Source organism: Pseudomonas sp. MRSN 12121, assembly GCF_000931465.1.
Taxonomy (GTDB): domain Bacteria; phylum Pseudomonadota; class Gammaproteobacteria; order Pseudomonadales; family Pseudomonadaceae; genus Aquipseudomonas.
Genome location: NZ_CP010892.1, coordinates 5,067,123 through 5,091,956 on the forward strand (window position 1 = coordinate 5,067,123; position 24,834 = coordinate 5,091,956).

Genomic DNA, 24,834 nt, shown 5'->3' on the forward strand with positions numbered 1-24,834 from the left:
GAGGTGTTGCATGTCCGCGTTAAACGAACCGCGCATCCCCGACGCACCCGCCATTGCACGACTGCCCCTTTTGCAACTGATCCTGGTCGGTTTGCAGCATGTCCTGCTGATGTATGGAGGTGCCATCGCGGTGCCGCTGATCATTGGACAGGCCGCGGGTCTGAATCGTGAAGAAATCGCCTTTCTGATCAATGCCGACCTGCTGGTCGCGGGGATCGCCACTATCGTGCAGTCCTTCGGCATCGGCCCCATGGGTATTCGCATGCCGGTGATGATGGGTGCCAGCTTTGCCGCCGTGGGCAGCATGGTGGCCATGGCCGGCATGCCCGGCATCGGCCTGCAGGGGATCTTCGGCGCGACCATCGCCGCCGGCTTCTTCGGCATGCTCATCGCGCCGTTCATGTCGCGGGTGGTGCGCTTCTTCCCGCCACTGGTCACGGGCACCGTGATTACCTCCATCGGCCTGTCGCTGTTCCCGGTCGCGGTGAACTGGGCGGGCGGCGGCAGCCACAACGCCGAATTCGGCTCCCCTATCTACCTCGGCATCGCCGCGCTGGTGCTGGGCACCATCTTGCTGGTGCACCGGTTCATGCGCGGCTTCTGGGTCAACATTTCAGTGCTGATCGGCATGGGCCTGGGCTACGCCCTGTGTGGCCTGATCGGCATGGTCGACCTCAGCGGCCTGGCCCAGGCCCCCTGGCTGCAAGTGGTCACGCCGCTGCACTTCGGCATGCCGCAGTTCCACCTGGCGCCGATCCTTTCGATGTGCCTGGTGGTGGTGATCATCTTCGTCGAGTCCACCGGGATGTTCCTTGCCCTGGGGAAAATCACCGGCCAGGAAGTCACCCCGCGCATGCTCCGGCGCGGCCTGCTGTGTGACGCCGGCGCCTCGTTCTTCGCCGGCTTCCTCAATACCTTCACCCACTCCTCGTTCGCTCAGAACATCGGCCTGGTGCAGATGACCGGCGTGCGTTGCCGCTCGGTGACCATGGTCGCCGGCGGCCTGCTGATCGTCCTCAGCCTGCTGCCCAAGGCCGCCTACCTGGTGGCCTCGATCCCGCCGGCGGTGCTGGGCGGCGCCGCCATTGCGATGTTCGGCATGGTGGCGGCGACCGGGATCAAGATCCTCCAGGAAACCGACATCGCCGACCGCCGCAATCAACTGCTGGTGGCGGTGAGCATCGGCATGGGCCTGATCCCGGTGGTCCGGCCGGAGTTCTTCGCCCATCTGCCCTTGTGGATGAGCCCGATCACCCACAGCGGCATTGCCATGGCGACGCTCAGCGCCCTGGCCCTGAATCTGTTGTTCAACATCCTTGGTGGCACCGAACGGGCCGCGCATACCGCGCACGCCCATCCCCACTGAAACCTGCACGGGGCAGCCACACGCTCGCCTCCGCTTGACCGTCGATACCCGAAGTACACGCACGACAGGCAGACCCGGCAACACGCCCGGGCGCAGTCGGCGGCTGCCTGCGCCTTGACAATAAAAACAAACAGGGAGCAACACGATGAGACATGCCCACATGCGCCTGCTGCTCAGTGGCGGCCTGCTGGCGACGACCCAGGCCATGGCTGGCGATCTGCTGCTGTGGCAGACCAACAGCCTGACGTACCTGTACGGCAAGAATTTCGCGATCAACCCGTCGATCCAGCAGACGGTGACGTTCGAGCACGCCAACAAATGGAAATACGGCGACACCTTCCTGTTCGTCGACAAGATCTTCTACAACGGCAAGGAAGACCGTAACAAAGGCCCCCACGCCTTCTACGGCGAATTCAGCCCGCGGCTGTCGTTCGGCAAGATCCTCGACCGCCCGCTGACCCTCGGGCCGGTCAAGGACGTCTTGCTGGCCATGACCTACGAATATGGCGAGGGCGACAGCGAAGCCTACCTGATCGGCCCCGGCTTCGACCTCGCGGTCCTGGGCTTCAACTATTTCACCCTGAATTTCTATCGTCGGCAGACCGAGGGGCCGCGTCCCGGCGACGGGGTCTGGCAGATCACGCCTTCCTGGTCCTACAGCATCCCGCTGGGGCGCTCCAACCTGTTGATCGACGGCTACCTGGACTGGGTAGTGGACAACGACCGCAACGAACGCGGCACCTATCACGCCAACCTGCATATCAACCCGCAGATCAAATATGACCTGGGCAAGGCACTGAGCCTGGGCGACAAGCAGCTGTACGTCGGCCTTGAATACAGCTACTGGAAAGACAAGTACGGCATCCCGCACAGCGCCAACCTGGACACCAACCAGAACACCGCCAGCCTGCTGGTGAAGGTGCATTTCTAGGATGGCTCGCCAGCCCCTCCCTAAATTGTTGCAAGTGCACTGTTGCAGGGCACTTGAGCAAGGCCGTGGGAGCCAGTATTCTCCGCGGCCGCCCGAATCCGGTGAAAAAAAAAGCCCGGATTTAAAACCTGACCAGAGAGCCAACTTATCCCGGCCTCCGGAAAGTCCCAAGGCGTACCGATTTAAACCGAATCAACTCTCGGGCGACTGTATTCGTACAGCCGCGCGGGAGTTTTTGCGCTTTTTTTTCGCCTTGGCTCAGCTCTTGCTAAAAGCAACAAAGCTGACCGAACGGATGATTTTTCAGCCATTGAAAGGTGCCACACCAGAGCACCGGCTTTTAAAAGAAAAAACGTGGAACCACTTACTTTTTGGGAGCAACCGAATGAACCGCACCTGTAAAGGCCTGATGCTGGCCGGGTCCTTGCTGGCCGGGGCCCAGGCCACCGCCGGCGACTTGCTGCAATGGCAGAACAACAGCCTGACTTACCTCTACGGCAAAGACTTCGCGATCAACCCGGAAATTCAACAGACCGTCACTTTCGAACATGCCGATGCCTGGAAGTACGGTGACAACTTCCTGTTTATCGACAAGATCTTCTACAACGGCAAAAAAGACGGCAACGTCGGCCCGAACACCTATTACGGCGAGTTCAGCCCGCGTCTTTCTTTCGGCAAGATCTTCGATCGGAAGTTGGAGTTCGGCCCGATCAAGGACGTCTTGCTGGCCATGACTTACGAGTTCGGCGAAGGCGATAACGAGTCCTACCTGATCGGCCCGGGCTTCGACCTGGCCATCCCCGGTTTCGATTACTTCCAGCTGAACTTCTACAACCGCCAGACCGAAGGCAGCCGCGCTGGCGACAATGTCTGGCAGATCACCCCGGTCTGGTCCTACACCATTCCCGTGGGCCGCTCGGACATCCTGATCGACGGTTTCATCGACTGGGTGGTAGACAACGACAAGAACGCCCGCGGCGAGTACCACGCCAACCTGCACATCAACCCGCAGATCAAGTACGACCTGGGCAAGGCGCTGAAGCTCGGCGACAAGCAGTTGTATGTCGGTATCGAGTACGACTACTGGAAGAACAAGTACGGGGTCAAGGACACCCCCTATTTCGACACCGACCAGAACACCGCCAGCCTGCTGCTCAAGTACCACTTCTGATGCGGCAAGGTCTGCTCCCGCGCTGACTGCGGGAGCGGATCGCATCGAAAATTCCGATAACAACCCGCCGATATTCGCAACCATCGATCAGTTGATCCGGCATAGCATGTCGCTCATTCCCACCTGATCAGGAGTTGCATCGATGACTCAGTTTCGCAAAGTACTCAGCGTCCATACCGGCCAGCCCGCCTCCGATGGCGCCGGCGTCAGACTGACCCGGGTCTTCGGTGGCCAGGGTGTCGAGCGCTTCGACCCGTTCCTGATGCTCGACGAATTCGGCTCGGAGAACCCCGACGACTACATCGCCGGTTTCCCGCCGCACCCTCACCGCGGTTTCGAAACCGTCACCTACATGCTCGAAGGCCGCATGCGCCACGAGGATCACCTGGGCAATGTCGGCCTGCTGGAAGGGGGCGGCGTGCAATGGATGACCGCCGCCAAGGGCATCATCCACAGCGAGATGCCGGAACAGGAAGAAGGCGTGATGCGCGGCTTCCAGCTCTGGCTGAACCTGCCGGGCAAGCACAAGCTCGACAAGGCCGGCTACCGGGACATCCAGCCGCAGGACATTCCGCGCCTGACCACCGCCCATGGCGTGGAGGTGGTGGTGATCGCCGGCCGCTTCGACGATGGCCAGGTGCAGCAGGTCGGCGCCGTCGAACGGCCGGACACCGAGCCCCACTACTTCGACCTGCGCCTGCCCGCGGGCGCCAGCATCAGCCCGCGCCTGCCCGAGGGGCATCGGGCGTTGCTGTATGTCTACGAAGGCCAGATCGAACTGCCGGGGCAGCCGCAGCCGGTGGCCAGCAGCAAGCTGGTACGCCTGTCCGACCAGGGCGAGATCCAGCTGAGCAGTACGGCGGAAGCCCGCGTACTGCTGATCGCCGGCAAGCCGCTGGGCGAGCCGATCGTGCAATACGGACCGTTCGTAATGAACACCCGGGAAGAGATCGAGCAGGCCTTGCGGGACTTTCGCGATGACAAGCTGACGGCCTGAGCAGGGTTCTAAAAAGCGCTATCGCGAGCAAGCTCGCTCCTGCAGAGACGATGAACTCCCTGTAGGAGCGAGCTTGCTCGCGATGCTTTTTCAGGCAGTCGCTGTCGCCGTCAGCCCCAGGAACTGGCGCAACTCGTCGCGCTTGGCCAGCGCATCGCTACGCCCCAGCTCGATCAGCTCGCTGCAGTATTTCGCCTCGAACAACAGATAACTCAATACCCCGGCGCCGCTGGTCCGTGTCGCGCCCGGTCCGCGCAGAAACAGGCGCAATGCCGCTGGCAGTTCCTGCCGGTGACGCGCGGCGATTTCGTCGATCGGCTGGCTGGGCGCGATCACCAGCACCTCCACCGGGGCCACACCCAGGGCGCGGACCGGCGTGCCCGCCGGCAACAGGTGACTGAACTGGTTCAGCCGCTGCAACAGTTCGATATCGCTTTCCAGGCTGTCGATGAAGGTGCTGTTGAGCATGTGCCCGCCGATCTGCGCCAGCGTCGGCTGCTGCCCGGTGTAGGCACGTTGCAAAGGCGCCTGGGGATCGACGCCGCGGGGGTTGCCGCTGACCCCGACCACCAGCACCCGACTGGCCCCCAGGTGCAGGGCCGGGCTGATGGGGGCCGATTGCCGCACGGCACCGTCGCCGAAGAATTCCTGGCCGATTTTCACCGGAGCGAACAACAAGGGGATCGCCGAGCTGGCCAGCAAGTGTTCGACCGTGAGTTCGGTGGGCAGGCCGATGCGCCGATGACGCAGCCAGGCATCGATGGTGCCGCCGCCCTGGTAGAAGGTCACCGCCTGGCCCGACTCGTAACCGAAGGCCGTGACGGCCACCGCCTTCAGATGCTTTTGCGCAATCGCCTGGCGGATGCCAGACAGCTGCAGCTTATCGTGCAACAGCCGCCGCAACGGTGAACTGTTGAGCAGCGCCACCGGCACCTGCGCGCCCAGGCCGAGCAGGCTGTGGCCGACGAACCGGCTGGCCTGGCGGATCACCCCGGGCCAGTCGCTGCGAATCACCTGGTGGCTGCGAAAGCCCTGCCAGAACGCCGTGAGTCGCTCGATGGCCGCGGGAAAATCCAGTGCACCGCTGGCCAGGCTGACCGCGTTGATCGCTCCCGCCGAAGTCCCGACTATCACCGGAAACGGGTTGCATGCCCCCGCCGGCAGCAGCTCGGCGATCGCCGCCAGCACCCCCACCTGATATGCCGCACGCGCCCCGCCGCCGGAAAGAATCAATCCTGTGACCGGTTCCGCTGGGCTCATCGCTACACTCCATGGCGCTGCTAAAGGGCTCTCAAATCTAACGCGATAATTTCAACCGCGCTTCTTATATAGCTTCGGCTCGCCTGGCGGACGGCTCTTGAAGCGCCGGTGCGCCCACAGGTACTGCTCCGGCCACTCGCGCAACACGCCTTCGATCCACTGGTTGATCCGCAGGCAATCGGCCTCGTCGGTCTCCCCCGGGAAATCCTCCAGCGGCGGGTGGATCACCAGGCGATAACCACTGCCGTCGGCCAGCCGTTGCTGGGTGAAAGGCACCACCAGGGCCTTGCCCAGGCGGGCGAATTTGCTGGTGGCCGTGACCGTCGCCGCCTGGATGCCGAACAGTGGTACGAACACACTCTGCTTGGCGCCGTAATCCTGGTCCGGTGCATACCAGATGGCGCGCCCGGAACGCAGCAACTTGAGCATGCCGCGCACGTCTTCACGCTCCACCGCCAGAGAGTCCAGGTTGTGCCGCTCGCGACCGCGGCGCTGGATGAAATCGAACAGCGGGTTCTTGTGCTCGCGGTACATGCCATCGATGGTGTGCTGCTGGCCCAGCAGGGCCGCGCCGATTTCCAGGGTGGTGAAGTGCAGGGCCATGAGGATCACGCCCTTGCCTTCCAGTTGCGCCTTTTTCAGATGCTCCAGGCCCTCGACATGGGCCAGGCGCGCCAGGCGCCGCCTGGACCACCACCAGCTCATGGCCATTTCGAAGAAGGCGATGCCGGTGGAGGCGAAGTTTTCCTTGAGCAGGCGCTTGCGCTCGGCCGGGGACTTCTCGGGGAAACACAGTTCCAGGTTGCGCTTGGCAATCCGCCGGCGTTCACCGGCCACGCGGTACATCAGGGCGCCCAGGGCACGACCGATCCACAGCAACAGCGGATAAGGCAACTGGACCACCAGCCATAACAGGCCCAGGCCCAGCCACAACGGCCAAAAACGGGGATAAAGAAATGCAGCTCGAAAACGCGGGCGATCCATTACAGATTCCGGACAGACAACAAGGTCGCGCATTCTACATCGGTTCGACCCGGCTTGCGGCCTGCGGGCGTTCTCGCTATAAGTCTCGGCACTTTTAGTGACAAGCCGCTTTATGCCGACCATGAGCCAAACCGAATCGCAAAACCTGGATCCCGTGTTCCAGTTGAAGGGCAGCATGCTGGCCATCACCGTGCTGGAACTGGCCCGAAACGACCTCGAGGGTCTCGATCGCCAACTGGCGGTAAAGGTCGCGCAAGCACCGAACTTCTTCAGCAACGCGCCACTGGTTCTGGCCCTGGACAAGTTGCCGGCCAGCGAAGGCGCCGTCGACCTGCCCGGCCTGATGCGCGTCTGCCGCCAGCACGGCCTGCGCACCCTGGCGATCCGCGCCAGCCGCATCGAAGACATCGCTGCCGCCATCGCCGTCGACCTGCCGGTCCTGCCACCTTCCGGCGCCCGGGAACGACCGCTCGAGACACCAGAAGCCGAAGCCCGGAAAAAGCCCGAAAAGCCGCCTGAACCCACGATCAAACCCACCCGCATCATCACCTCGCCAGTACGCGGCGGACAGCAGATCTATGCCCAGGGTGGCGATCTGGTCGTGACCTCCTCGGTCAGCCCGGGTGCGGAACTTCTCGCCGATGGCAACATCCATGTATACGGCCCGATGCGCGGCCGGGCACTGGCCGGGGTCAAGGGCGATACCAAGGCGCGGATTTTCTGCCAGCAACTGAGCGCGGAACTGCTGTCCATCGCCGGCCAGTACAAGGTTTCCGAGGACCTGCGGCGCGATCCCTTGTGGGGTGCCGGAGTCCAGGTCAGCCTGTCGGGTGACGTGTTGAACATCACACGTCTTTAACGGATACTGCCGCATTTTCCAAGCATCTCTAAAACCTGGCGAAAACGGCTCAAACGAAGTAGGAGCAGGTCAACAGCAATGCTGGCCGGTCTCCAGCCAAGGCTGTCCGACTGCAGTAGTTTTCAAGAGATGTTTTTCAGGGGCTCAACAGTCCTTTTTCCTTAGGGGTGAAACACCTTGGCCAAGATTCTCGTGGTTACATCCGGCAAGGGTGGTGTGGGTAAGACCACCACCAGCGCCGCTATCGGTACCGGTCTCGCTCTGCGCGGCCACAAAACAGTCATCGTCGACTTCGACGTCGGCCTGCGTAACCTCGACCTGATCATGGGGTGCGAGCGCCGCGTGGTGTATGACTTCGTCAATGTGGTCAACGGCGAAGCCAACCTGCAGCAAGCCCTGATCAAGGACAAGCGCCTGGAAAACCTCTACGTGCTGGCTGCCAGTCAGACCCGCGACAAAGACGCGCTGACCCAGGAAGGCGTGGAAAAAGTGCTGATGGAGCTCAAGGAGACCTTCGACTTCGTGGTCTGCGACTCCCCGGCCGGCATCGAGAAAGGTGCCCACCTGGCCATGTACTTCGCCGACGAAGCGATTGTCGTGACCAACCCCGAAGTGTCCTCGGTCCGCGACTCCGACCGCATGCTGGGCCTGCTGGCCAGCAAGTCGCGCCGCGCGGAAAAAGGCGAAGACCCGATCCAGGAACACCTGCTGATCACCCGCTACCACCCGGAGCGTGTCGAGAAGGGCGAAATGCTTGGCGTCGAAGACGTGAAGGAAATCCTCGCCGTTCGACTGCTGGGCGTCATCCCGGAATCCCAGGCAGTGCTCAAGGCCTCCAACCAGGGTGTACCCGTCATCCTCGACGACCAGAGCGATGCCGGCCAAGCCTACAGCGATACCGTCGATCGCCTGCTGGGCAAGGAAAAAGAACACCGGTTCCTGAATGTCGAGAAGAAGGGATTCTTCGAGCGTCTGTTTGGAGGTAGGTAATGAACCTTTTTGACTTCTTTCGTGCCAACAAAAAGCAAAGTACCGCCTCGGTAGCGAAAGAGCGTCTACAGATCATCGTGGCGCATGAACGCGGCCAACGCACTACCCCCGATTACTTGCCTGCCTTGCAGAAGGAACTGGTGGAAGTAATCCGCAAGTACGTCAATATCGGGTCCGATGATGTGCATGTGGCTCTGGAAAACCAGGGCAGCTGCTCGATCCTGGAACTCAATATCACCCTGCCCGATCGCTGATCGATCCGGCTGGAGCCACGGCGGCTCGATCCCTCGGTTTTCTTCGGAAGCCGGGGCGATCGAGCCGCCGTTGGCGTTTGTTACGAGGCTGTTTTAATGCCGCTGTCGAATATCCGCATCATTCATCAGGACGCCGCCATTCTGGTGGTGGACAAACCCACCCTGCTGCTTTCCGTGCCTGGCCGGGCCGATGACAACAAGGATTGCCTGATCACCCGCCTGCAGGAAAACGGCTACCCCGAAGCGCGGATCGTGCATCGCCTGGACTGGGAAACCTCCGGCATCATCCTGCTGGCCCGCGACCCCGACACCCACCGCGAACTGTCCCGGCAATTTCACGACCGCGAGACCGAAAAGGCCTACACCGCGTTGTGCTGGGGCCAGCCGGAACTGGACAGCGGCAGCATCGACCTGCCCCTGCGCTACGACCCGCCGACCAAACCGCGGCATGTGGTGGATCACGAATTCGGCAAGCACGCGCTGACCTTCTGGCGAGTGCTGGAACGCTGCGGCGACTGGTGCCGGGTCGAGCTGACCCCGATCACCGGGCGCTCGCACCAGTTGCGCGTACACATGTTGTCCATCGGTCATCCATTGCTGGGCGACGGGCTGTACGCCCACCCGCAGGCCCTCGCCGCCTGGCCGCGCCTGTGCCTGCACGCCAGCATGCTCGGCTTCACTCATCCGCAGAGTGGCGAGCGCCTGCGTTTCGAGTGCCCGGCACCGTTCTGAAGACCCGGGCCGAGGCACTGGCCCAACCTGCCGCAGGCGCTCGCGACGCAGAACCGCCAGCGCATTGCAGCGCAACCTGCAAGAGGCGCCGCTGCCACCAAAGTCGCGCATGCGGCGCGACGCCAAACCCTGGTCAATACGGTAAACTCGCGCCACTGCTGTCTGGAGTTACTTATGCGCGAAGAGTTGAACCAGGGCCTGATCGACTTCCTCAAGGCCTCCCCTACCCCTTTCCATGCAACCGCCAGCCTCGTTCAACGCCTGGAGGCGGCGGGCTACCAGCGTCTCGACGAACGCGAGCCGTGGACCACCGAAGCCAACGGCCGTTATTACGTCACCCGTAACGACTCCTCCATCGTCGCCTTCAAGCTGGGCCGGCAGTCGCCCCTGCAAGGCGGCATCCGCATGGTCGGCGCGCACACCGACAGCCCGTGCCTGCGGGTCAAGCCGCAGCCGGAGCTGCAACGCCAGGGCTTCTGGCAGCTGGGCGTGGAAGTCTATGGCGGGGCGTTGCTGGCCCCCTGGTTCGACCGCGACCTGTCGCTGGCCGGCCGCGTCACCTTCCGCCGCGACGGCAAGGTCGAGAGCCAGCTGATCGACTTCAAGGCACCCATCGCGATCATCCCCAACCTGGCCATCCACCTCAATCGCGAAGCCAACCAGGGTTGGGCGATCAACGCCCAGACCGAACTGCCGCCGATCCTCGCGCAATTCGCCGGCGACGAGCGAGTCGATTTCCGCGCGGTACTCACCGACCAGCTGGCCCGCGAGCACGGCCTGAATGCCGATGTGGTGCTCGACTACGAGCTGAGCTTCTACGACACCCAGAGCGCGGCGGTCATCGGCCTGCATGGCGACTTCATCGCCGGCGCACGCCTGGACAACCTGCTGTCCTGCTACGCCGGCCTGCAAGCCTTGCTCAACGCCGACACCGAGGAAACCTGCGTACTGGTGTGCAACGACCACGAGGAAGTCGGCTCCTGCTCAGCCTGCGGCGCCGACGGCCCGATGCTGGAACAGACCCTGCGCCGCCTGCTGCCGGAAGGCGAGGAGTTCGTGCGCACCATCCAGAAATCGCTGCTGGTCTCGGCCGACAACGCCCACGGCGTGCACCCCAACTACGCCGACAAGCACGATGCCAACCACGGCCCGAAACTCAACGCCGGCCCGGTGATCAAGGTCAACAGCAACCAGCGCTACGCCACCAACAGCGAAACCGCCGGTTTCTTCCGTCACCTGTGCATGGCCGAGGAAGTGCCGGTGCAAAGCTTCGTGGTGCGCAGCGACATGGGCTGTGGTTCGACCATCGGCCCGATCACCGCCAGCCACCTGGGCGTGCGCACCGTGGACATCGGCCTGCCGACCTTCGCCATGCACTCGATCCGCGAACTGTGCGGCAGCCATGACCTGGCACACCTGGTGAAGGTCCTGAGCGCCTTCTACGCCAGCCGCGACTTGCCCTGACCCCCTCTGCTGCAGGAGCGAAGCTTGCTCGCGATGAACGATGACGCGGTCGTCCGGTACCTCCGCGGCGCGGCCATCGCGAGCAAGCTTCGCTCCTACCGGATGTGGGAAGCCGGGCTGCCGGGCATTTCTGATGCATATCAACCCCCGTTGCGCCAAAGCCACCTAGACTGGTGGTACTCCCTCTGACAAGGCCGTCTCCATGATCTCGATGTCTTCGTTCCACTCCATGCTCATTCCCATTCTCTCGGGGATGATCCTGCTGGCCATCGGCTACAACTTCCGCGACAAGAATGCCGGCATCTTCAGCATGTGGGCCGGCATGCTGCTGATCCTGGGCACCGTGGTGTACAAGATCCTCGCCAAACTCGCCGAATAAAATGCGCCGTCCAGGCTCGCATTGGCATTAGCTGCCTCGTACACTCGGTCGATCCGCTTTCTCTGAGGTTGACCGCCCAGTGTTCGTCCGTCTTTCCGCTCTGCGCTACTGCCTGTTTTTCTGTCTCCTGACACTGTTGCCGCTGTCATCGGCCCACGCGGTGGGGTTGCCCGGGTTGCTCAACACCGGCAAAGCCCAGCCACAGGCCGAGCAACCCCTGGGGCAGTCGCTGGATGAAGTGATCAAGTCCCTGGAAAACGACCAGCAACGCAGCCAGTTGCTGAGCGACCTGAAAAAGCTTCGCGATGCCACGAAAAAAGCCCAGACACCCGCTGAGGAAGGCGTACTCGGCCTGATCGGCGGCACCCTGTCCACTTTGGAGAAACAATTCTCCGGCGCCGACAGCCCGGTCAAACGCTGGTCGAACGAGTTCGACCAGGCCAAGGATGAACTGTCGGCCCTGATGCTGCCGGCCAGCGAATGGCTGCCGATCATCTTCGCCTTCGCCCTGATCCTGATGGTCTGGAGCCTGCTGGCGGCCGCGCTGATCTGGCTCAGCCACCGCGTCCGCGAACGTTTCGGCCTGACCGAGGAACTGCCGCAGCACCCCAAGACCTGGGACCTGCTGCGGTTTGCCCTGCGCAAGCTGGGGCCCTGGCTGATCGCCCTGATCATGACCGTGTACATGACCTACAAGCTGCCCTCGTCCCTGGGCAAGGACCTGGCCATGGTCCTGGCGTATGCGCTGGTGGTCGGCACCTGTTTCTCGGCCATCTGCGTGATCGCCTTTTCCGTGCTGGATGGCCCCAACCGCCACCGCGCGCTTTACATCCTGCGCCGCCAGGCCTTTCGCCCGCTGTGGCTGATCGGCAGCTTCGCCGCGTTCGGCGAGGCCTTGAGCGACCCGCGGCTGATCGCCAGCCTGGGCAGCCACCTGGCGCATACCGCGGCGACCTTCGCCAATGTCATGGCGGCCTTGTCCACCGGGGTATTCATCCTGCGCTTCCGGCGGCCGATCGCCCACCTGATCCGCAACCAGCCGCTGTCCCGGCGCCTGACCCGTCGCGCCCTGAGCGACACCATCGAAATCATCGGCACCTTCTGGTACCTGCCGGCGCTGGTGCTGGTGGGCATCTCGCTGTTCGCCACCTTCATTTCCGCCGGCGATACCAGCACCGCCCTGCGCCAATCGCTGATCTGCACCGTGCTGCTGGTGCTGTGCATGGTGATCAACGGCCTGGTACGCCGCCACGCCCTCAAGCCGCAACGCGGGCACAAGCGCCACGCGTTGTATTCCGAGCGCCTGAAAAGCTTCTTCTACACCCTCGCCCACCTGGTGGTCTGGCTGGTGTTCATCGAGCTTGGCCTGCGGGTCTGGGGCATGTCGCTGATCCGCTTCACCGAAGGCGACGGCCATGAAATCAGCGTCAAGCTGTTCGGCCTCGGCGGCACCCTGCTGTTCGCCTGGCTGATCTGGATTCTCAGCGACACCGCGGTGCACCACGCCCTGACCCGTTCGCGCAAGGGCCTGGCCAACGCCCGGGCGCAAACCATGATGCCGCTGATCCGCAACGTGCTGTTCGTGGCGATCTTCATCATCGGCCTGATCGTCGCCCTGGCGAACATGGGCATGAACGTCACGCCGCTGCTGGCCGGTGCCGGTGTGATCGGCCTGGCCATCGGTTTCGGTGCCCAGTCACTGGTGGCCGACCTGATCACCGGCCTGTTCATCATCATCGAGGACTCCCTGGCCATCGACGACTATGTGGACGTCGGCGGCCACCTGGGCACCGTCGAAGGCCTGACCATCCGCACCGTGCGCCTGCGCGACATCGACGGCATCGTGCACACCATCCCGTTCAGCGAGATCAAGAGCATCAAGAACTACTCGCGGGAGTTCGGCTACGCGATCTTCCGGGTGGCCATCCCGTACAACATGGACATCGACGAGGCCATCAAGCTGATGCGCGACGTCGGCCAGAAGATGCGCAGCGACCCGCTGCAACGACGCAATATCTGGTCGCCGCTGGAGTTCCAGGGGGTGGAGAGCTTCGAGTCCGGCAACGCCATCCTGCGCGCGCGTTTCAAGACCGCGCCGATCAAGCAATGGGAAGTGTCGCGGGCCTTCAACCTGTCCCTCAAGCGCCACCTCGACGAAGCGGGCATGGACCTGGCCACCCCACGCATGAGCGTGCAGGTGATCACCGCTGGCGGCGGCTCTCAGCAGGAGCAGTAAGGCACCCGGCCGCGCATCGGCAAGGGCGCGGCCGCACTCTCCATGGCTGGGGCGGTCACAGGCTGTGACAGCTGAACACCACAACAATAAACATGGAGAGAGTCCCTTATGCAGCTATCCGTTATCGCCCAGGCCTGCCTGATCGGCGTCCTGGCCCTGTCCAGCCAGGCCGCCGGGGCTGTCGATGCCAATGCCATGGAACAGGCCCGCCAGCACATTGCCGAGCAGGCCAAGGCGCTGGAACCGGCACTCCTGGAAACCCGTCGCGACTTCCACGCCCACCCGGAACTCGGTAACAGCGAACACCGCACCGCCGAACGGGTGGCCACGCAATTACGCGCCCTGGGCCTGGAAGTGCAGACCGGCGTCGCCCGTACCGGCGTGGTGGCGGTGCTCAAGGGCGCCCTGCCCGGTCCGACCGTGGCCTTGCGCGCCGATATGGACGCGCTTCCGGTCAAGGAAGTCGCCGACCTGCCGTTCGCCTCCAAGGCCAAGGGGCGCTACCTGGACAAGGAAGTGGATGTGATGCACGCCTGCGGCCATGACGCCCACACCGCCATCCTGTTGAGCACGGCAAAAATCCTCAGCGACATGCGCGAGCGCCTGCCCGGCACCGTGGTGTTCTATTTCCAGCCGGCCGAGGAAGGCCCGAGCGATTTCGTCCCCGACGGCAAGAACACCTGGGGCGCCCGAATGATGGTGCAGGAAGGCGTGATGCGATCGCCGAAGCCGGATGCGGTATTCGGCCTGCATGTCTGGGCCGGCATTCCGGCCGGGCGCATCGCCTATCGGCCGGGCCCGACCCTCGCCAGCTCCGACGATCTGCGCATCAGGATTCTCGGCAAGCAGACCCACGCCGGCCGCCCATGGGATGGCATCGACCCGATCACGGTCGGCGCCCAGACCGTAGTCGGGCTGCAGACCGTGGTCAGCCGCCGCACCGACATCTCCTCGTTCCCCTCGGTGGTCAGCATCGGCACCATCAACGGCGGCACCCGCTACAACATCATCCCCGAGTCGCTGGACATGACCGGTACCATCCGCTCCTACGACTATGGCATTCGCCAGAAGCTGCACAGCGACGTGCGCCAGACCGTGGAGAAGATCGCTGAAAGCGGCGGCGCCAAGGCCGAGGTGACCATCATCGAGAAGTACGACCCGACCATCAACGACCCGGCCCTGACCGAGAAGATGCTGCCGAGCCTGCGCTGGGCGGCCAGGGATGACGTGGTGCAGGGCCCGCTGGTGGGGGGCGCGGAAGACTTTTCCTTCTATGCCAAGGAAGCGCCGGGGCTGTTCGTGTTTCTCGGCGTAACACCGCGCGACCAGGACATGGCCAAGGCCGCGCCGAACCACAACCCGGGGTTCTTTGTCGACGAGTCGGCGCTGCAGGTGGGCGTGCGCACCCTGGCGTCGTTGACCACGGACTACCTGTTTGCCGGAACCCGGCCCTGAGGGCCTGCCCGGCCTTATCGCCAGCCAGCCCGCTCCCGCCGAGGCGCGGGCTCAGGCCACATCGACACCGACATGGATCGCGTCATGGCGCCAGAACTCCAGGTCGCAGTCGATCAGGCGCTGATGCTGGTCGTAGTTGACGCGGGCGATCCTCAGCCCCGGGCTGCCCGCCGACACCTTCAGCGCAGCCGCCGCCTCCACCGGCAGCGACGTCGGCACGATCTCGAAACGCACCCGGCCGTAATGCAAATCGTAGTGCCGCGCATACAGCTCGGTGATCGACTGGTCGAGGTCGAAATCGAGGATGCCCGGGAAATACTGCGGGTTGAGGTAGTGCTCGACATACAGCACCAGGCGCTCGTCGATACGCCGCGCCCGACAGATCTGGATCACGCTGGACAGCGCCGGCAGCTGTAGCCAGGCACAGACCGCCGCCGAAGCCGGTTGCAACCGCGCGCTGATCACTTCGGTGGAGGGCAGCCGCCCCTGGGCGCTGACCATGGCGTGGAAATGGCTGCGCTGCATCAGGTTGTAGGCCAGGCGCGGCGGCGAGACGAACCAGCCACGCCGCTCCTCGCGATAGATCTGCCCCTGGGCCTCCAATTGCAGCAAGGCTTCGCGCACGGTGATCCGGGTGGTACCGAACAACTCGCTGAGCTTGCGCTCGGCCGGCAGCTTGCTGCCGGGCGCCAGCAAGCCGTGATCGATCTGTTCCTGCAGGACCTGCCCAATGGCTGTCACCGCCTTGACTGCCTCTTCACGCATCGACGTTACCTATCTGGACTAGACCAGCACCGTTTCAGGGCAATGCGCCCCAGGAAAATGCCTGTGCTCTTTCAGCGAAAGCCTAGGCAACCCATATGACTGGCAGATGACAAAGCCGCCGAACGGCCGTGCCAGACACCTGCAAATCGCCGGCCAAGCCCTTTCATATCAGCTGTTTAGCCTTGGTCTACGCTTATCTCGCAGCCGCGCCTGTGGCGCCCGCCAATGCCCTGCGGGACCGTGACCGACATCAAAGTGTCATCCAGCCGGCTTAAATTGGCTCAGGTATTGCTGACCTAGACCAACCCACCCCGCTAGATAAGAACGCAGCGTTGAACACGCCCAAAGGAGCTTCGGAATGAAACAGCTTTTCCTGGCATCACTGTTAGGCTCGACCATCGCCCTGTGCACCGCCGCCATGGCCGCTGATACCGACTTGAAGACCCTCGAGGCCGCGGCGAAAGCCGAAGGCGCCGTCAACAGCGTCGGCATGCCCGACGACTGGGCCAACTGGAAAGGGACCTGGGAAGACCTGGCCAGGAACTACGGCCTCAAGCACATCGACACCGACATGAGCTCGGCCCAGGAGATCGCCAAGTTCGCCGCCGAGAAAGACAACGCCAGCGCCGACATCGGCGACGTGGGCGCCGCATTCGGCCCGATCGCGGTCAAGCAGGGCGTGGTCCAGCCTTACAAGCCAAGCACCTGGGCGCAGGTCCCGGACTGGGCCAAGGACAAGGACGGCAACTGGGCGCTGGCCTACACCGGCACCATCGCCTTCATCGTCAACAAGAAGCTGCTGCACGGTTCCGAGGCGCCGAAAAGCTGGGCCGACCTGGAAAAAGGCAAGTACAAGGTGTCCATCGGCGACGTGAGCACCGCCGCCCAGGCCGCCAACGGCGTGCTGGCCGCGGCCATCGCCAAGGGCGGCGATGAAAAGAACATCCAGCCCGCGCTGCTGATGTTCGCCGAGATCGCCAAGCAGGGCCGCCTGTCGCTGGCCAACCCGACCATCGCCACCATGGAAAAGGGCGAAGTGGAAGTGGGCGTGGTCTGGGACTTCAACGGCCTGAGCTACCGCAACAAGATGGTCAACAAGGATGACTACATCGTGCTGATCCCGTCGGACGGCTCGGTGATCTCCGGCTACACCACCATCATCAACAAATACGCCAAGCACCCGAACGCGGCCAAGCTGGCCCGCGAGTACATCTTCAGCGATGCCGGGCAGATCAACCTGGCCCGCGGCAATGCGCGGCCGATCCGTGCCGAGCACCTGACCCTGCCGGCCGACGTCCAGGCCAACCTGCTGCCCAACGAGCAGTACAAGAAGGTCACGCCGATCAAGGACGCCGACGCCTGGGAGAAGACCTCCAAGGCCCTGCCGCAGAAGTGGCAGGAAGAAGTGATCATCAACATGCAGTAATGCTGCATCCGTAGGAGCGAGGCTTGCCCGCGATCCAGGCGCTGCGGTCTGACTTGAAATCGCAGCGACGCCATCGCGGGCAAGCTCCGCTCCTACGGGATTCTTCTGTCTTGCGGAGTCCTCGCCCCATGCCCCACACCGTCATCCTTGTCGTGCTCGACGGCCTCAACCACGAGGTCGCCCGCCATGCCATGGGACACCTTCAAGCCTACGTCGGCGCAGGACGCGCAGCGTTGTACAAACTGGAATGTGAACTGCCGGCCCTGTCCCGACCGCTCTACGAATGCATCCTCACCGGCGTGCCGCCGATCGACAGCGGCATCGTGCACAACAATGTCTCGCGCCTGTCCAGCCAGCGCAGCATTTTCCACTATGCCCGCGCCGCCGGACGCAGCACCGCCGCCGCGGCCTACCACTGGGTGAGCGAGCTGTACAACCGCTCCCCCTTCGACCCCGCCCGGGATCGCCACACCGACGACCAGGCGCTGCCGATCCAGCACGGGCACTTCTACTGGAACGACCACTACCCCGACTCCCATCTGTTCGCCGACGCCGAACACCTGCGACGGCGCCACGCGCCGGACTTTCTGCTGGTGCACCCGATGAACATCGACGACGCCGGGCACAAGCACGGCCTCGACAGCCCGCAATACCGCAACAGCGCCCGCACCGCCGACATCCTCCTCGCCGACTGCCTGCAAGGCTGGCTGGACGCCGGCTACCAGGTCCTGGTGACCGCCGACCACGGCATGAACAACGACCGCTCCCACAACGGCCTGCTGGCCGAGGAGCGGCAAGTGCCGCTGTTCGTCCTGGGCGATGCCTTCAGCCTGGATCTCGCGGCGACCCCGCAACAGACCGAGCTGTGCGGCACTGTCTGCGAGCTGCTCGGCGTGCCCCACGACAAACCTGTGTGCCGGGAGCTGCTCAAGTGAATGCCCTCACCCGCGGCAAGTGGCTGGCGATCCTCTGCCTGCTGCCCTTCGCCCTGTTCTTCATCGTGTTCCAGATCGCCCCGCTGCTCTGGGTGCTGGTCAACAGCCTGCAATCGGAAGAGTTCGGCTGGGGCCTGGCCAACTTCAACAAGATCTTCAGCTCCAAGTTCTACCTGCAGGCGATCCAGTACAGCCTGGAGATCAGTTTCTGGTCGAGCCTGTTCGGCATCGTCATCGCGATTCTCGGCAGCTACTCGCTGCGCCGGGTCGACTCGAAGCTGCGCAACTTCGTCAACGCCTTCGCCAACATGACCAGCAATTTCGCCGGCGTGCCGCTGGCGTTCGCGTTCATCATCCTGCTGGGTTTCAACGGCAGCATCACCATCATGCTCAAGCAGGCGGGGATCATTCAGGACTTCAACCTGTACTCCAAGACCGGCCTGATCATCCTCTACACCTACTTCCAGATTCCCCTGGGCGTGCTGCTGCTCTACCCGGCCTTCGACGCCCTGCGCGAAGACTGGCGCGAATCCGCCGCCTTGCTCGGCGCCAGCGGCTGGCAGTTCTGGCGCCATATCGGCCTGCCGGTGCTGACCCCGGCGCTGCTCGGCACCTTCGTGATCCTGCTGGCCAATGCCCTGGGCGCCTACGCCACGGTCTACGCGCTGACCACCGGCAACTTCAACGTGCTGCCGATCCGTATCGCCGCCATGGTTTCCGGCGATATCTCCCTGGACCCGAACATGGCCAGCGCCCTGGCCGTGGTGCTGGTGGCGCTGATGACCCTGGTGACCATCGTCCATCAGTTGCTGCTGAAGAGGAGCTACCATGTCTCGCGCTGAACCCGGCTCCGCCGCCCTCTACCACCGGATCGTGGTCTACCTGCTGTTCGCCATCCTGCTGCTGCCGCTGGCCGGCACCCTGGTCTACTCGATCGCCAGCAGCTGGTCGGCGACCATCCTGCCCAGCGGCTTCACCTTCAAGTGGTACCTGCAGCTGTGGAGCGATCCGCGCTTCCTGCATGCCTTCGGCCAGTCGCTGCTGGTCTGCGTCGGCGCGCTGATCCTGTCGGTGGTGCTGATCCTGCCGCTGCTGTTCGTGGTGCATTACCATTTCCCCCGGCTCGACGCGCTGATGAACATCCTGATCCTGCTGCCGTTCGCGGTGCCGCCGGTGGTGTCCTCGGTGGGCCTGTTGCAACTCTATGGCTCGGGGCCGTTCGCCATGGTCGGCACGCCATGGATCCTGGTCGGTTGCTACTTCACCGTGGCCCTGCCCTTCATGTACCGGGCGATCACCAACAACCTGCAGGCGATCAACCTGCGCGACCTGATGGACGCCGCCCAACTGCTGGGCGCCAGCACCTGGCAGGCGGCGTTCCTGGTGGTACTGCCGAACCTGCGCAAGGGCCTGATGGTGGCCCTGCTGCTGTCGTTCTCGTTCCTGTTCGGCGAGTTCGTGTTCGCCAATATCCTGGTGGGGACGCGCTACGAAACCCTGCAGGTGTACCTGAACAACATGCGCAACAGCAGCGGGCATTTCACCAGCGCGCTGGTGATTTCCTACTTCTTCTTCGTGCTGGTCCTGACCTGGGCCGCCAACATCCTGAACAAGGACAAAAGCCCATGAGCTACATCAGCATCCAACACCTGCAGAAGAGCTACGCCTCGCCAGGATACGCCGGCACCCCGGTGTTCAGCGACATCAACTGCGAAATCCGCAAGGGCGAGTTCGTCACCCTGCTCGGCCCGTCCGGCTGCGGCAAGTCCACCCTACTGCGCTGCATCGCCGGCCTGACCCCGGTGGACGCCGGCCAGATCCTCCTCGACGGCCACGACATCGTGCCGCTGAGCCCGCAGAAACGCGGGATCGGCATGGTGTTCCAGAGCTACGCGCTGTTCCCCAACATGACCGTGGAACAGAATGTGGCGTTCGGCCTGCGCATGCAGAAGGTCAATGCCGACGAAAGCCACAAGCGCGTGCTCGAAGCCCTGCGCCTGGTGGAACTGCACGACTTCGCCAGCCGTTATCCCCATCAGCTGTCCGGCGGTCAGTGCCAGCGCGTGGCCCTGGCCCGCTCGCTGGTGACCCGGCCGCGCCTGTTGCTGCTGGACGAGCCGCTATCGGCCCTGGACGCGCGGATCCGCAAGCACCTGCGCGAGCAGATCCGGCAGATCCAGCGCGAGCTGGAGCTGACCACGATATTCGTGACCCACGACCAGGAAGAAGCGCTGACGATGTCCGACCGCATCTTCCTGATGAACCAGGGCAGGATCGTCCAGAGCGGCGACGCCGAGACGCTCTACACCGCACCGGTGGATGTGTTCGCCGCCGGCTTCATCGGCAACTACAACCTGCTGGACGCCGAAAGCGCCAGCCGGCTGCTGCAACGCCCGGTCAGCGGGCGCATCGCGATTCGCCCCGAGGCCATCGAGCTGCGCAAGGACGGCGAACCCGACGCGCAGATCCGCAGCCACAGCCTGCTGGGCAACGTCATCCGTTACCGGGTCGAGACCCGCGGCGTGGAACTGGTGGTGGACGTCTTGAACCGTTCGCCGGACGATCTGCACGCCGACGGCCAACGCCTGGCACTTTCCATCGATCCCGCGGCCCTCTGTGAGGTAGCCTGATGACTTTGACGCCAACGATTAAGAGAGAGCGGTACTAATGGCCCTGGCAATTTTTGATCTGGACGAAACCCTGATCCACGGCGACTGCGCCACCCTCTGGAGCGAACAGATGGGGCGCCTGGGCTGGGTCGACAGCGAGTCCTTCATGCGTCGCAACAATGAGCTGATGGACGCCTACAGCCACGGCAAGCTGCAAATGGAGGAGTTCATGGCCTTCAGCCTGGAGCCGATGGCCGGTCGTACCCCGGAAGAGGTCGAACACCTGGTGGCCCCCTGGGTCGAGGACGTGATCGAACCGATCATCTTCAGCGATGCCTGCAAGGCCATCGCCGCCCACCGCCAGGCCGGCGACCGGATCCTGGTGATCTCGGCCTCGGGCACCCATCTGGTCAAGCCCATCGCCGAGCGCCTGGGCATCGATGAAGTGCTCGGGATCGAGCTGGAGGTGCTGCACGGCGTCTACAGCGGCAACACCCTGGGCACCCTGACCTACCGCGAAGGCAAGGTCACGCGCCTGCTGGAATGGCTCGATGCCGAAGAGGAAAACCTTGAAGGCGCGAGCTTCTATTCCGACTCGCGCAATGACCTGCCGCTGCTACTGAAGGTCGACCAGCCCCATGTGGTCAACCCGGACCCGGTGCTGCGTGAACATGCGGAAAAGGCCGGCTGGCCGATTCATCAGTGGAAATAAGCGGCGGCTGATGGATCTGATCGCGAGCAAGCGAACTTGCTCGCGATAACGATCTACCCCGTCACACCAGCGTCTCGTCGATCACCAGCACCAGCTTGCCCGACACCTGATTACCCGCCAGCTCGGCGAAGGCCGCCTCGGCGTCGGCGATCGGGAAGGTCCTGGCCAGTTGCGGGCTCAGGCGCCCTTCGGCGAACAGTGGCCAGACCTGCTGGCTGAGGTCGCTGAACAGGTCGGCCTTGAACTGCTCGCCGCGGCTGCGCAGGGTCGACCCCAGCAGCTGGATACGCTTGCCGAGGACCTGGGCCAGGTCCAGCTGGGCCTCGCGGCCACCCATCAGGCCAATCAGCACCCAGCGTCCGTCCAGAGCCAGCAACTTGACGTTATCCGCCGCATAGTTGGCGCCGACCGGGTCGAGGATCACATCGAACGGCCCGAAATCCCGCAGGCTGTCCAGGCCGTCGGTACGCACCACACCGCCCTGGGCGCCCAGCGCCTCGCAGTAGGCCAGGCGGTCGGCGGAACCGACGCTGACCCAGCACGGGTTGCCGAACGCCTTGCACAACTGGATCGCCGCCGAACCGACGCCACTGGCGCCAGCATGCAACAAGACCTTTTCCCCCGGCTTGAGGGCCGCCAGCTGGAACAGGTTCAACCACGCCGTGCTGTACACCTCGGGCAACGCCGCCGCTTCCGCCAGGGACAGGCCTTCGGGGACCGGCAGCACATGACGCGCGTCGACCACCACTTCCTCGGCCATGCCGCCACCGGCCAGCAACGCGCAGACCCGATCGCCGACCTGCCACGAAGAACCCGGACCGACTTCGCTGATCACCCCGGAACATTCCAGGCCCAGCACCTTGCTGGCGCCCGGCGGCGGCGGATAGAGCCCGGCCCGCTGCAACAGGTCGGCGCGGTTCAATCCGGCGGCCGCCACACGAATTCGTACTTGTCCTACGTCGCACGTCGGACTCGGCTCTTCAACCCACTCCACATGACCTTCAACGCCTTGCAATGCTTTCACAGTGCCTCCATAGTGAGTCTGGACTGAGCCCGGAGCTGTAGCACCGGGCTTTTTGCATTATGCGACCGGCCCTTGTGGAACCGGCGACTTCAAAGACGGCCTAATATGCGTTATCAATTGCCCCCGCGTCGAATCAGCATGAAGCATTTGTTCCCCAGCACCGCCCTCGCTCTTTTCATTGGTCTTGGCCTGCTGCCGATGTCGACCAATACGTTCGCAGCCAATAGCTGGGACAAACTTCAGCCCGATCGCGACGAGGTGATTGCCAGCCTCAATGTCGTCGAATTGCTCAAGCGCCATCATTACAGCAAGCCCCCCCTGGACGACGCGCGTTCGGCGATCATCTACGACAGCTACCTGAAGCTGCTGGACCCGTCGCGCAGCTACTTCATGGCCAGCGATATCGCTGAGTTCGACAAGTGGAAAACCCAGTTCGACGACTTCCTGAAAAGCGGTGACCTCAACGCCGGCTTCACCATCTACAAGCGCTACCTGGACCGCGTCAAGGCGCGCCTGGACTTCGCCCTGGCCGAACTGGGCAAAGGCGTCGACAAGCTGGACTTCACCACCAAGGAAACCTTGCTGATCGATCGCAAGGACGCGCCGTGGCTCAAGACCACCGCGGAGCTCGACGACCTGTGGCGCAAGCGTGTGAAGGACGAAGTCCTGCGCATGAAGATCGCCGGCAAGGAACCCAAGCAGATCCAGGAAACCCTAACCAAGCGCTACAAGAACCAGCTGGCGCGCCTGGACCAGACCCGCGCCGAAGACATCTTCCAGGCGTACATCAACACCTTCGCCATGTCCTACGACCCGCACACCAACTATCTGTCACCGGATAACGCGGAGAACTTCGACATCAACATGAGCCTGTCGCTGGAAGGCATCGGCGCCGTGCTGCAAAGCGACAACGACCAGGTCAAGGTGGTGCGCCTGGTACCGGCCGGCCCGGCGGACAAGACCAAGCAGGTGGCCCCGGCGGATAAGATCATCGGCGTGGCCCAGGGCGACAAGGAAATGGTCGACGTGGTCGGCTGGCGCCTGGACGAAGTGGTCAAGCTGATCCGCGGGCCGAAAGGCTCGGTGGTGCGCCTGGAGGTCATCCCGGCCAGCAACGCGCCGAACGACCAGACCAGCAAGATCGTCTCCATCACCCGCGAAGCGGTCAAGCTGGAAGAACAGGCGGCGAAGAAGTCGATCCTCAACCTCAAGCAGGACGGCAAGGACTACAAGCTCGGGGTCATCGAAATCCCGGCGTTCTACCTCGACTTCAAGGCCTTCCGTGCCGGCGATCCGGACTACAAGAGCACCACCCGCGACGTGAAGAAGCTGCTCACCGAGCTGCAGAAAGACAAGGTCGACGGCGTGGTCATCGACCTGCGCAACAACGGCGGCGGCTCCCTGCAGGAAGCCACCGAGCTGACCAGCCTGTTCATCGACAAGGGCCCGACCGTGCTGGTGCGCAACGCCGACGGCCGGGTCGATGTGCTCGAAGACGAAAACCCCGGCGCCTTCTACAAGGGGCCGATGGCCTTGCTGGTCAACCGCCTCTCGGCTTCGGCCTCGGAGATTTTCGCCGGTGCGATGCAGGACTATCACCGCGCGCTGATCATCGGCGGCCAGACCTTCGGCAAAGGCACCGTGCAGACCATCCAGCCGCTCAACCATGGCGAGCTGAAACTGACCCTGGCCAAGTTCTACCGGGTTTCCGGGCAGAGCACCCAGCACCAGGGCGTGCTGCCGGACATCGATTACCCGTCGATCATCGACACCAAGGAAATCGGCGAAAGCGCCCTGCCCGAGGCCATGCCGTGGGACACCATCCGCCCGGCCATCAAGCCGGCGGTGGATCCGTTCAAGCCGTTCCTCACCCAACTGAAATCCGAGCATGACGCACGCTCGGCCAAGGACGCCGAGTTCGTCTTCATCCGCGACAAGCTGGCCCTGGCCAAGAAGCTGATGGCCGAGAAAACCGTCAGCCTCAACGAGGCGGAACGTCGGGCGCAGCATGCCGATATCGAGGCCAAGCAACTGGCGCTGGAAAACATCCGCCGCAAGGCCAAGGGTGAAGAACCGCTCAAGGAACTGAAGAAAGAAGACGAGGACGCCATCGCGGCCGCCGACCCGGACAAGACCAAGCCGGAAGACGACGCCTACCTGAGCGAGACCGGGCGGATTCTCCTCGACTACCTGAAGCTCAATACCGCGGTAGCCAAGCACTGAAATGATGGCAATTTAATGCCGGCGCTCCTCGGAGCGTCATCAAACAGTCATCATTCTGTCGT

Annotated in this window: 23 protein-coding genes; 19 read left to right on the forward strand and 4 right to left on the reverse strand. The window is 63.5% G+C overall.

The window, feature by feature from the left end; all coding sequences use genetic code 11:
* Nucleotides 1–10: 10 nt before the first annotated feature.
* From TO66_RS22880 to TO66_RS22895, 4 genes are all read left to right on the forward strand, one after another.
* Nucleotides 11–1,366: a nucleobase:cation symporter-2 family protein gene (locus TO66_RS22880; RefSeq protein ID WP_044464405.1), complete on the forward strand. Its 1,356-nt coding sequence runs from the start codon at nt 11–13 to the stop codon at nt 1,364–1,366.
* A gap of 145 nt (nt 1,367–1,511) precedes the next feature.
* On the forward strand, nt 1,512–2,297 hold the full coding sequence (locus tag TO66_RS22885; RefSeq protein WP_044464406.1) for an outer membrane protein OmpK: 786 nt from the start codon (nt 1,512–1,514) through the stop codon (nt 2,295–2,297).
* Between the two features lie 385 nt (nt 2,298–2,682).
* The gene (locus TO66_RS22890) at nt 2,683–3,468 is read left to right on the forward strand and encodes an outer membrane protein OmpK (RefSeq protein ID WP_044464407.1); all 786 of its coding nucleotides are present in this window, start codon (nt 2,683–2,685) and stop codon (nt 3,466–3,468) included.
* 142 nt (nt 3,469–3,610) lie between these two features.
* The gene (locus TO66_RS22895; RefSeq protein WP_044464408.1) at nt 3,611–4,465 is read left to right on the forward strand and encodes a pirin family protein; all 855 of its coding nucleotides are present in this window, start codon (nt 3,611–3,613) and stop codon (nt 4,463–4,465) included.
* 90 nt (nt 4,466–4,555) lie between these two features.
* Here the strand turns inward: TO66_RS22895 and TO66_RS22900 are convergent, their stop codons facing one another.
* Both TO66_RS22900 and TO66_RS22905 read right to left on the reverse strand, forming a co-directional pair.
* Complete coding sequence (locus TO66_RS22900) at nt 4,556–5,725, reverse strand: patatin-like phospholipase family protein (protein ID WP_044464409.1); 1,170 nt, start codon at nt 5,723–5,725, stop codon at nt 4,556–4,558.
* A 51-nt stretch (nt 5,726–5,776) separates the two neighbouring features.
* Nucleotides 5,777–6,709, reverse strand: a complete 933-nt coding sequence (locus TO66_RS22905) for a lipid A biosynthesis lauroyl acyltransferase (RefSeq protein WP_044464410.1) — start codon at nt 6,707–6,709, stop codon at nt 5,777–5,779.
* A gap of 121 nt (nt 6,710–6,830) precedes the next feature.
* Here TO66_RS22905 and minC point away from each other — a divergent pair, with 121 nt between their 5' ends.
* The 8 genes from minC to TO66_RS22940 all read left to right on the forward strand — a co-directional run bounded on the left by minC (nt 6,831) and on the right by TO66_RS22940 (nt 15,078).
* A complete protein-coding gene (gene minC, locus TO66_RS22910) occupies nt 6,831–7,568 on the forward strand; it encodes a septum site-determining protein MinC (RefSeq protein WP_044466138.1) in 738 nt (245 codons plus the stop codon).
* 177 nt (nt 7,569–7,745) lie between these two features.
* Complete coding sequence (gene minD / locus TO66_RS22915; RefSeq protein WP_044464411.1) at nt 7,746–8,558, forward strand: septum site-determining protein MinD; 813 nt, start codon at nt 7,746–7,748, stop codon at nt 8,556–8,558.
* Nucleotides 8,558–8,812 (forward strand): cell division topological specificity factor MinE, encoded by a 255-nt coding sequence (gene minE / locus TO66_RS22920; RefSeq protein WP_044464412.1) that lies wholly within the window; start codon nt 8,558–8,560, stop codon nt 8,810–8,812. Before minD ends, minE begins: the two co-directional genes overlap by 1 nt.
* A 96-nt stretch (nt 8,813–8,908) precedes the next feature.
* Nucleotides 8,909–9,544: an RluA family pseudouridine synthase gene (locus TO66_RS22925; protein WP_044464413.1), complete on the forward strand. Its 636-nt coding sequence runs from the start codon at nt 8,909–8,911 to the stop codon at nt 9,542–9,544.
* Nucleotides 9,545–9,718: 174 nt separating this feature from the next.
* Complete coding sequence (locus tag TO66_RS22930) at nt 9,719–11,008, forward strand: M18 family aminopeptidase (protein ID WP_044464414.1); 1,290 nt, start codon at nt 9,719–9,721, stop codon at nt 11,006–11,008.
* A 202-nt stretch (nt 11,009–11,210) separates the two neighbouring features.
* Nucleotides 11,211–11,387 (forward strand): hypothetical protein, encoded by a 177-nt coding sequence (locus TO66_RS33715; protein ID WP_171820036.1) that lies wholly within the window; start codon nt 11,211–11,213, stop codon nt 11,385–11,387.
* A 79-nt stretch (nt 11,388–11,466) separates the two neighbouring features.
* On the forward strand, nt 11,467–13,623 hold the full coding sequence (locus TO66_RS22935; protein WP_044464415.1) for a mechanosensitive ion channel family protein: 2,157 nt from the start codon (nt 11,467–11,469) through the stop codon (nt 13,621–13,623).
* 108 nt (nt 13,624–13,731) lie between these two features.
* A complete protein-coding gene (locus TO66_RS22940) occupies nt 13,732–15,078 on the forward strand; it encodes an amidohydrolase (protein WP_044464416.1) in 1,347 nt (448 codons plus the stop codon).
* A gap of 51 nt (nt 15,079–15,129) precedes the next feature.
* Here TO66_RS22940 and TO66_RS22945 read toward each other — a convergent pair whose 3' ends face one another.
* Nucleotides 15,130–15,843, reverse strand: a complete 714-nt coding sequence (locus tag TO66_RS22945) for a UTRA domain-containing protein (protein ID WP_044464417.1) — start codon at nt 15,841–15,843, stop codon at nt 15,130–15,132.
* A gap of 358 nt (nt 15,844–16,201) precedes the next feature.
* Between TO66_RS22945 and TO66_RS22950 the strand changes: the two genes are divergently transcribed.
* The 6 genes from TO66_RS22950 (at nt 16,202) to TO66_RS22975 (ending at nt 21,525) form a co-directional block, all read left to right on the forward strand.
* Nucleotides 16,202–17,269 carry an ABC transporter substrate-binding protein gene (locus TO66_RS22950; RefSeq protein ID WP_044464418.1) on the forward strand — a complete coding sequence of 356 codons (1,068 nt, stop codon included), beginning with the start codon at nt 16,202–16,204 and terminating at the stop codon, nt 17,267–17,269.
* Nucleotides 17,270–17,397: 128 nt separating this feature from the next.
* On the forward strand, nt 17,398–18,204 hold the full coding sequence (locus TO66_RS22955) for an alkaline phosphatase family protein (RefSeq protein ID WP_044464419.1): 807 nt from the start codon (nt 17,398–17,400) through the stop codon (nt 18,202–18,204).
* Nucleotides 18,201–19,046, forward strand: coding sequence for an ABC transporter permease subunit (locus TO66_RS22960; RefSeq protein WP_044464420.1), 846 nt, complete (start codon nt 18,201–18,203; stop codon nt 19,044–19,046). Before TO66_RS22955 ends, TO66_RS22960 begins: the two co-directional genes overlap by 4 nt.
* On the forward strand, nt 19,033–19,833 hold the full coding sequence (locus TO66_RS22965; RefSeq protein WP_044464421.1) for an ABC transporter permease: 801 nt from the start codon (nt 19,033–19,035) through the stop codon (nt 19,831–19,833). The genes TO66_RS22960 and TO66_RS22965 overlap by 14 nt, the downstream gene beginning before the upstream one ends.
* On the forward strand, nt 19,830–20,834 hold the full coding sequence (locus TO66_RS22970) for an ABC transporter ATP-binding protein (RefSeq protein ID WP_044464422.1): 1,005 nt from the start codon (nt 19,830–19,832) through the stop codon (nt 20,832–20,834). The genes TO66_RS22965 and TO66_RS22970 overlap by 4 nt, the downstream gene beginning before the upstream one ends.
* A 37-nt stretch (nt 20,835–20,871) precedes the next feature.
* Nucleotides 20,872–21,525: an HAD family phosphatase gene (locus TO66_RS22975; protein WP_044464423.1), complete on the forward strand. Its 654-nt coding sequence runs from the start codon at nt 20,872–20,874 to the stop codon at nt 21,523–21,525.
* Nucleotides 21,526–21,586: 61 nt separating this feature from the next.
* On the opposite strand, the gene TO66_RS22980 is transcribed toward TO66_RS22975, so the two are convergent.
* Nucleotides 21,587–22,549: a zinc-binding dehydrogenase gene (locus TO66_RS22980; protein WP_044464424.1), complete on the reverse strand. Its 963-nt coding sequence runs from the start codon at nt 22,547–22,549 to the stop codon at nt 21,587–21,589.
* Between the two features lie 138 nt (nt 22,550–22,687).
* On the opposite strand from TO66_RS22980, the gene TO66_RS22985 reads away from it, so the two are divergent.
* Complete coding sequence (locus tag TO66_RS22985; protein ID WP_171820035.1) at nt 22,688–24,772, forward strand: carboxy terminal-processing peptidase; 2,085 nt, start codon at nt 22,688–22,690, stop codon at nt 24,770–24,772.
* The last annotated feature ends 62 nt before the right edge of the window (nt 24,773–24,834 follow it).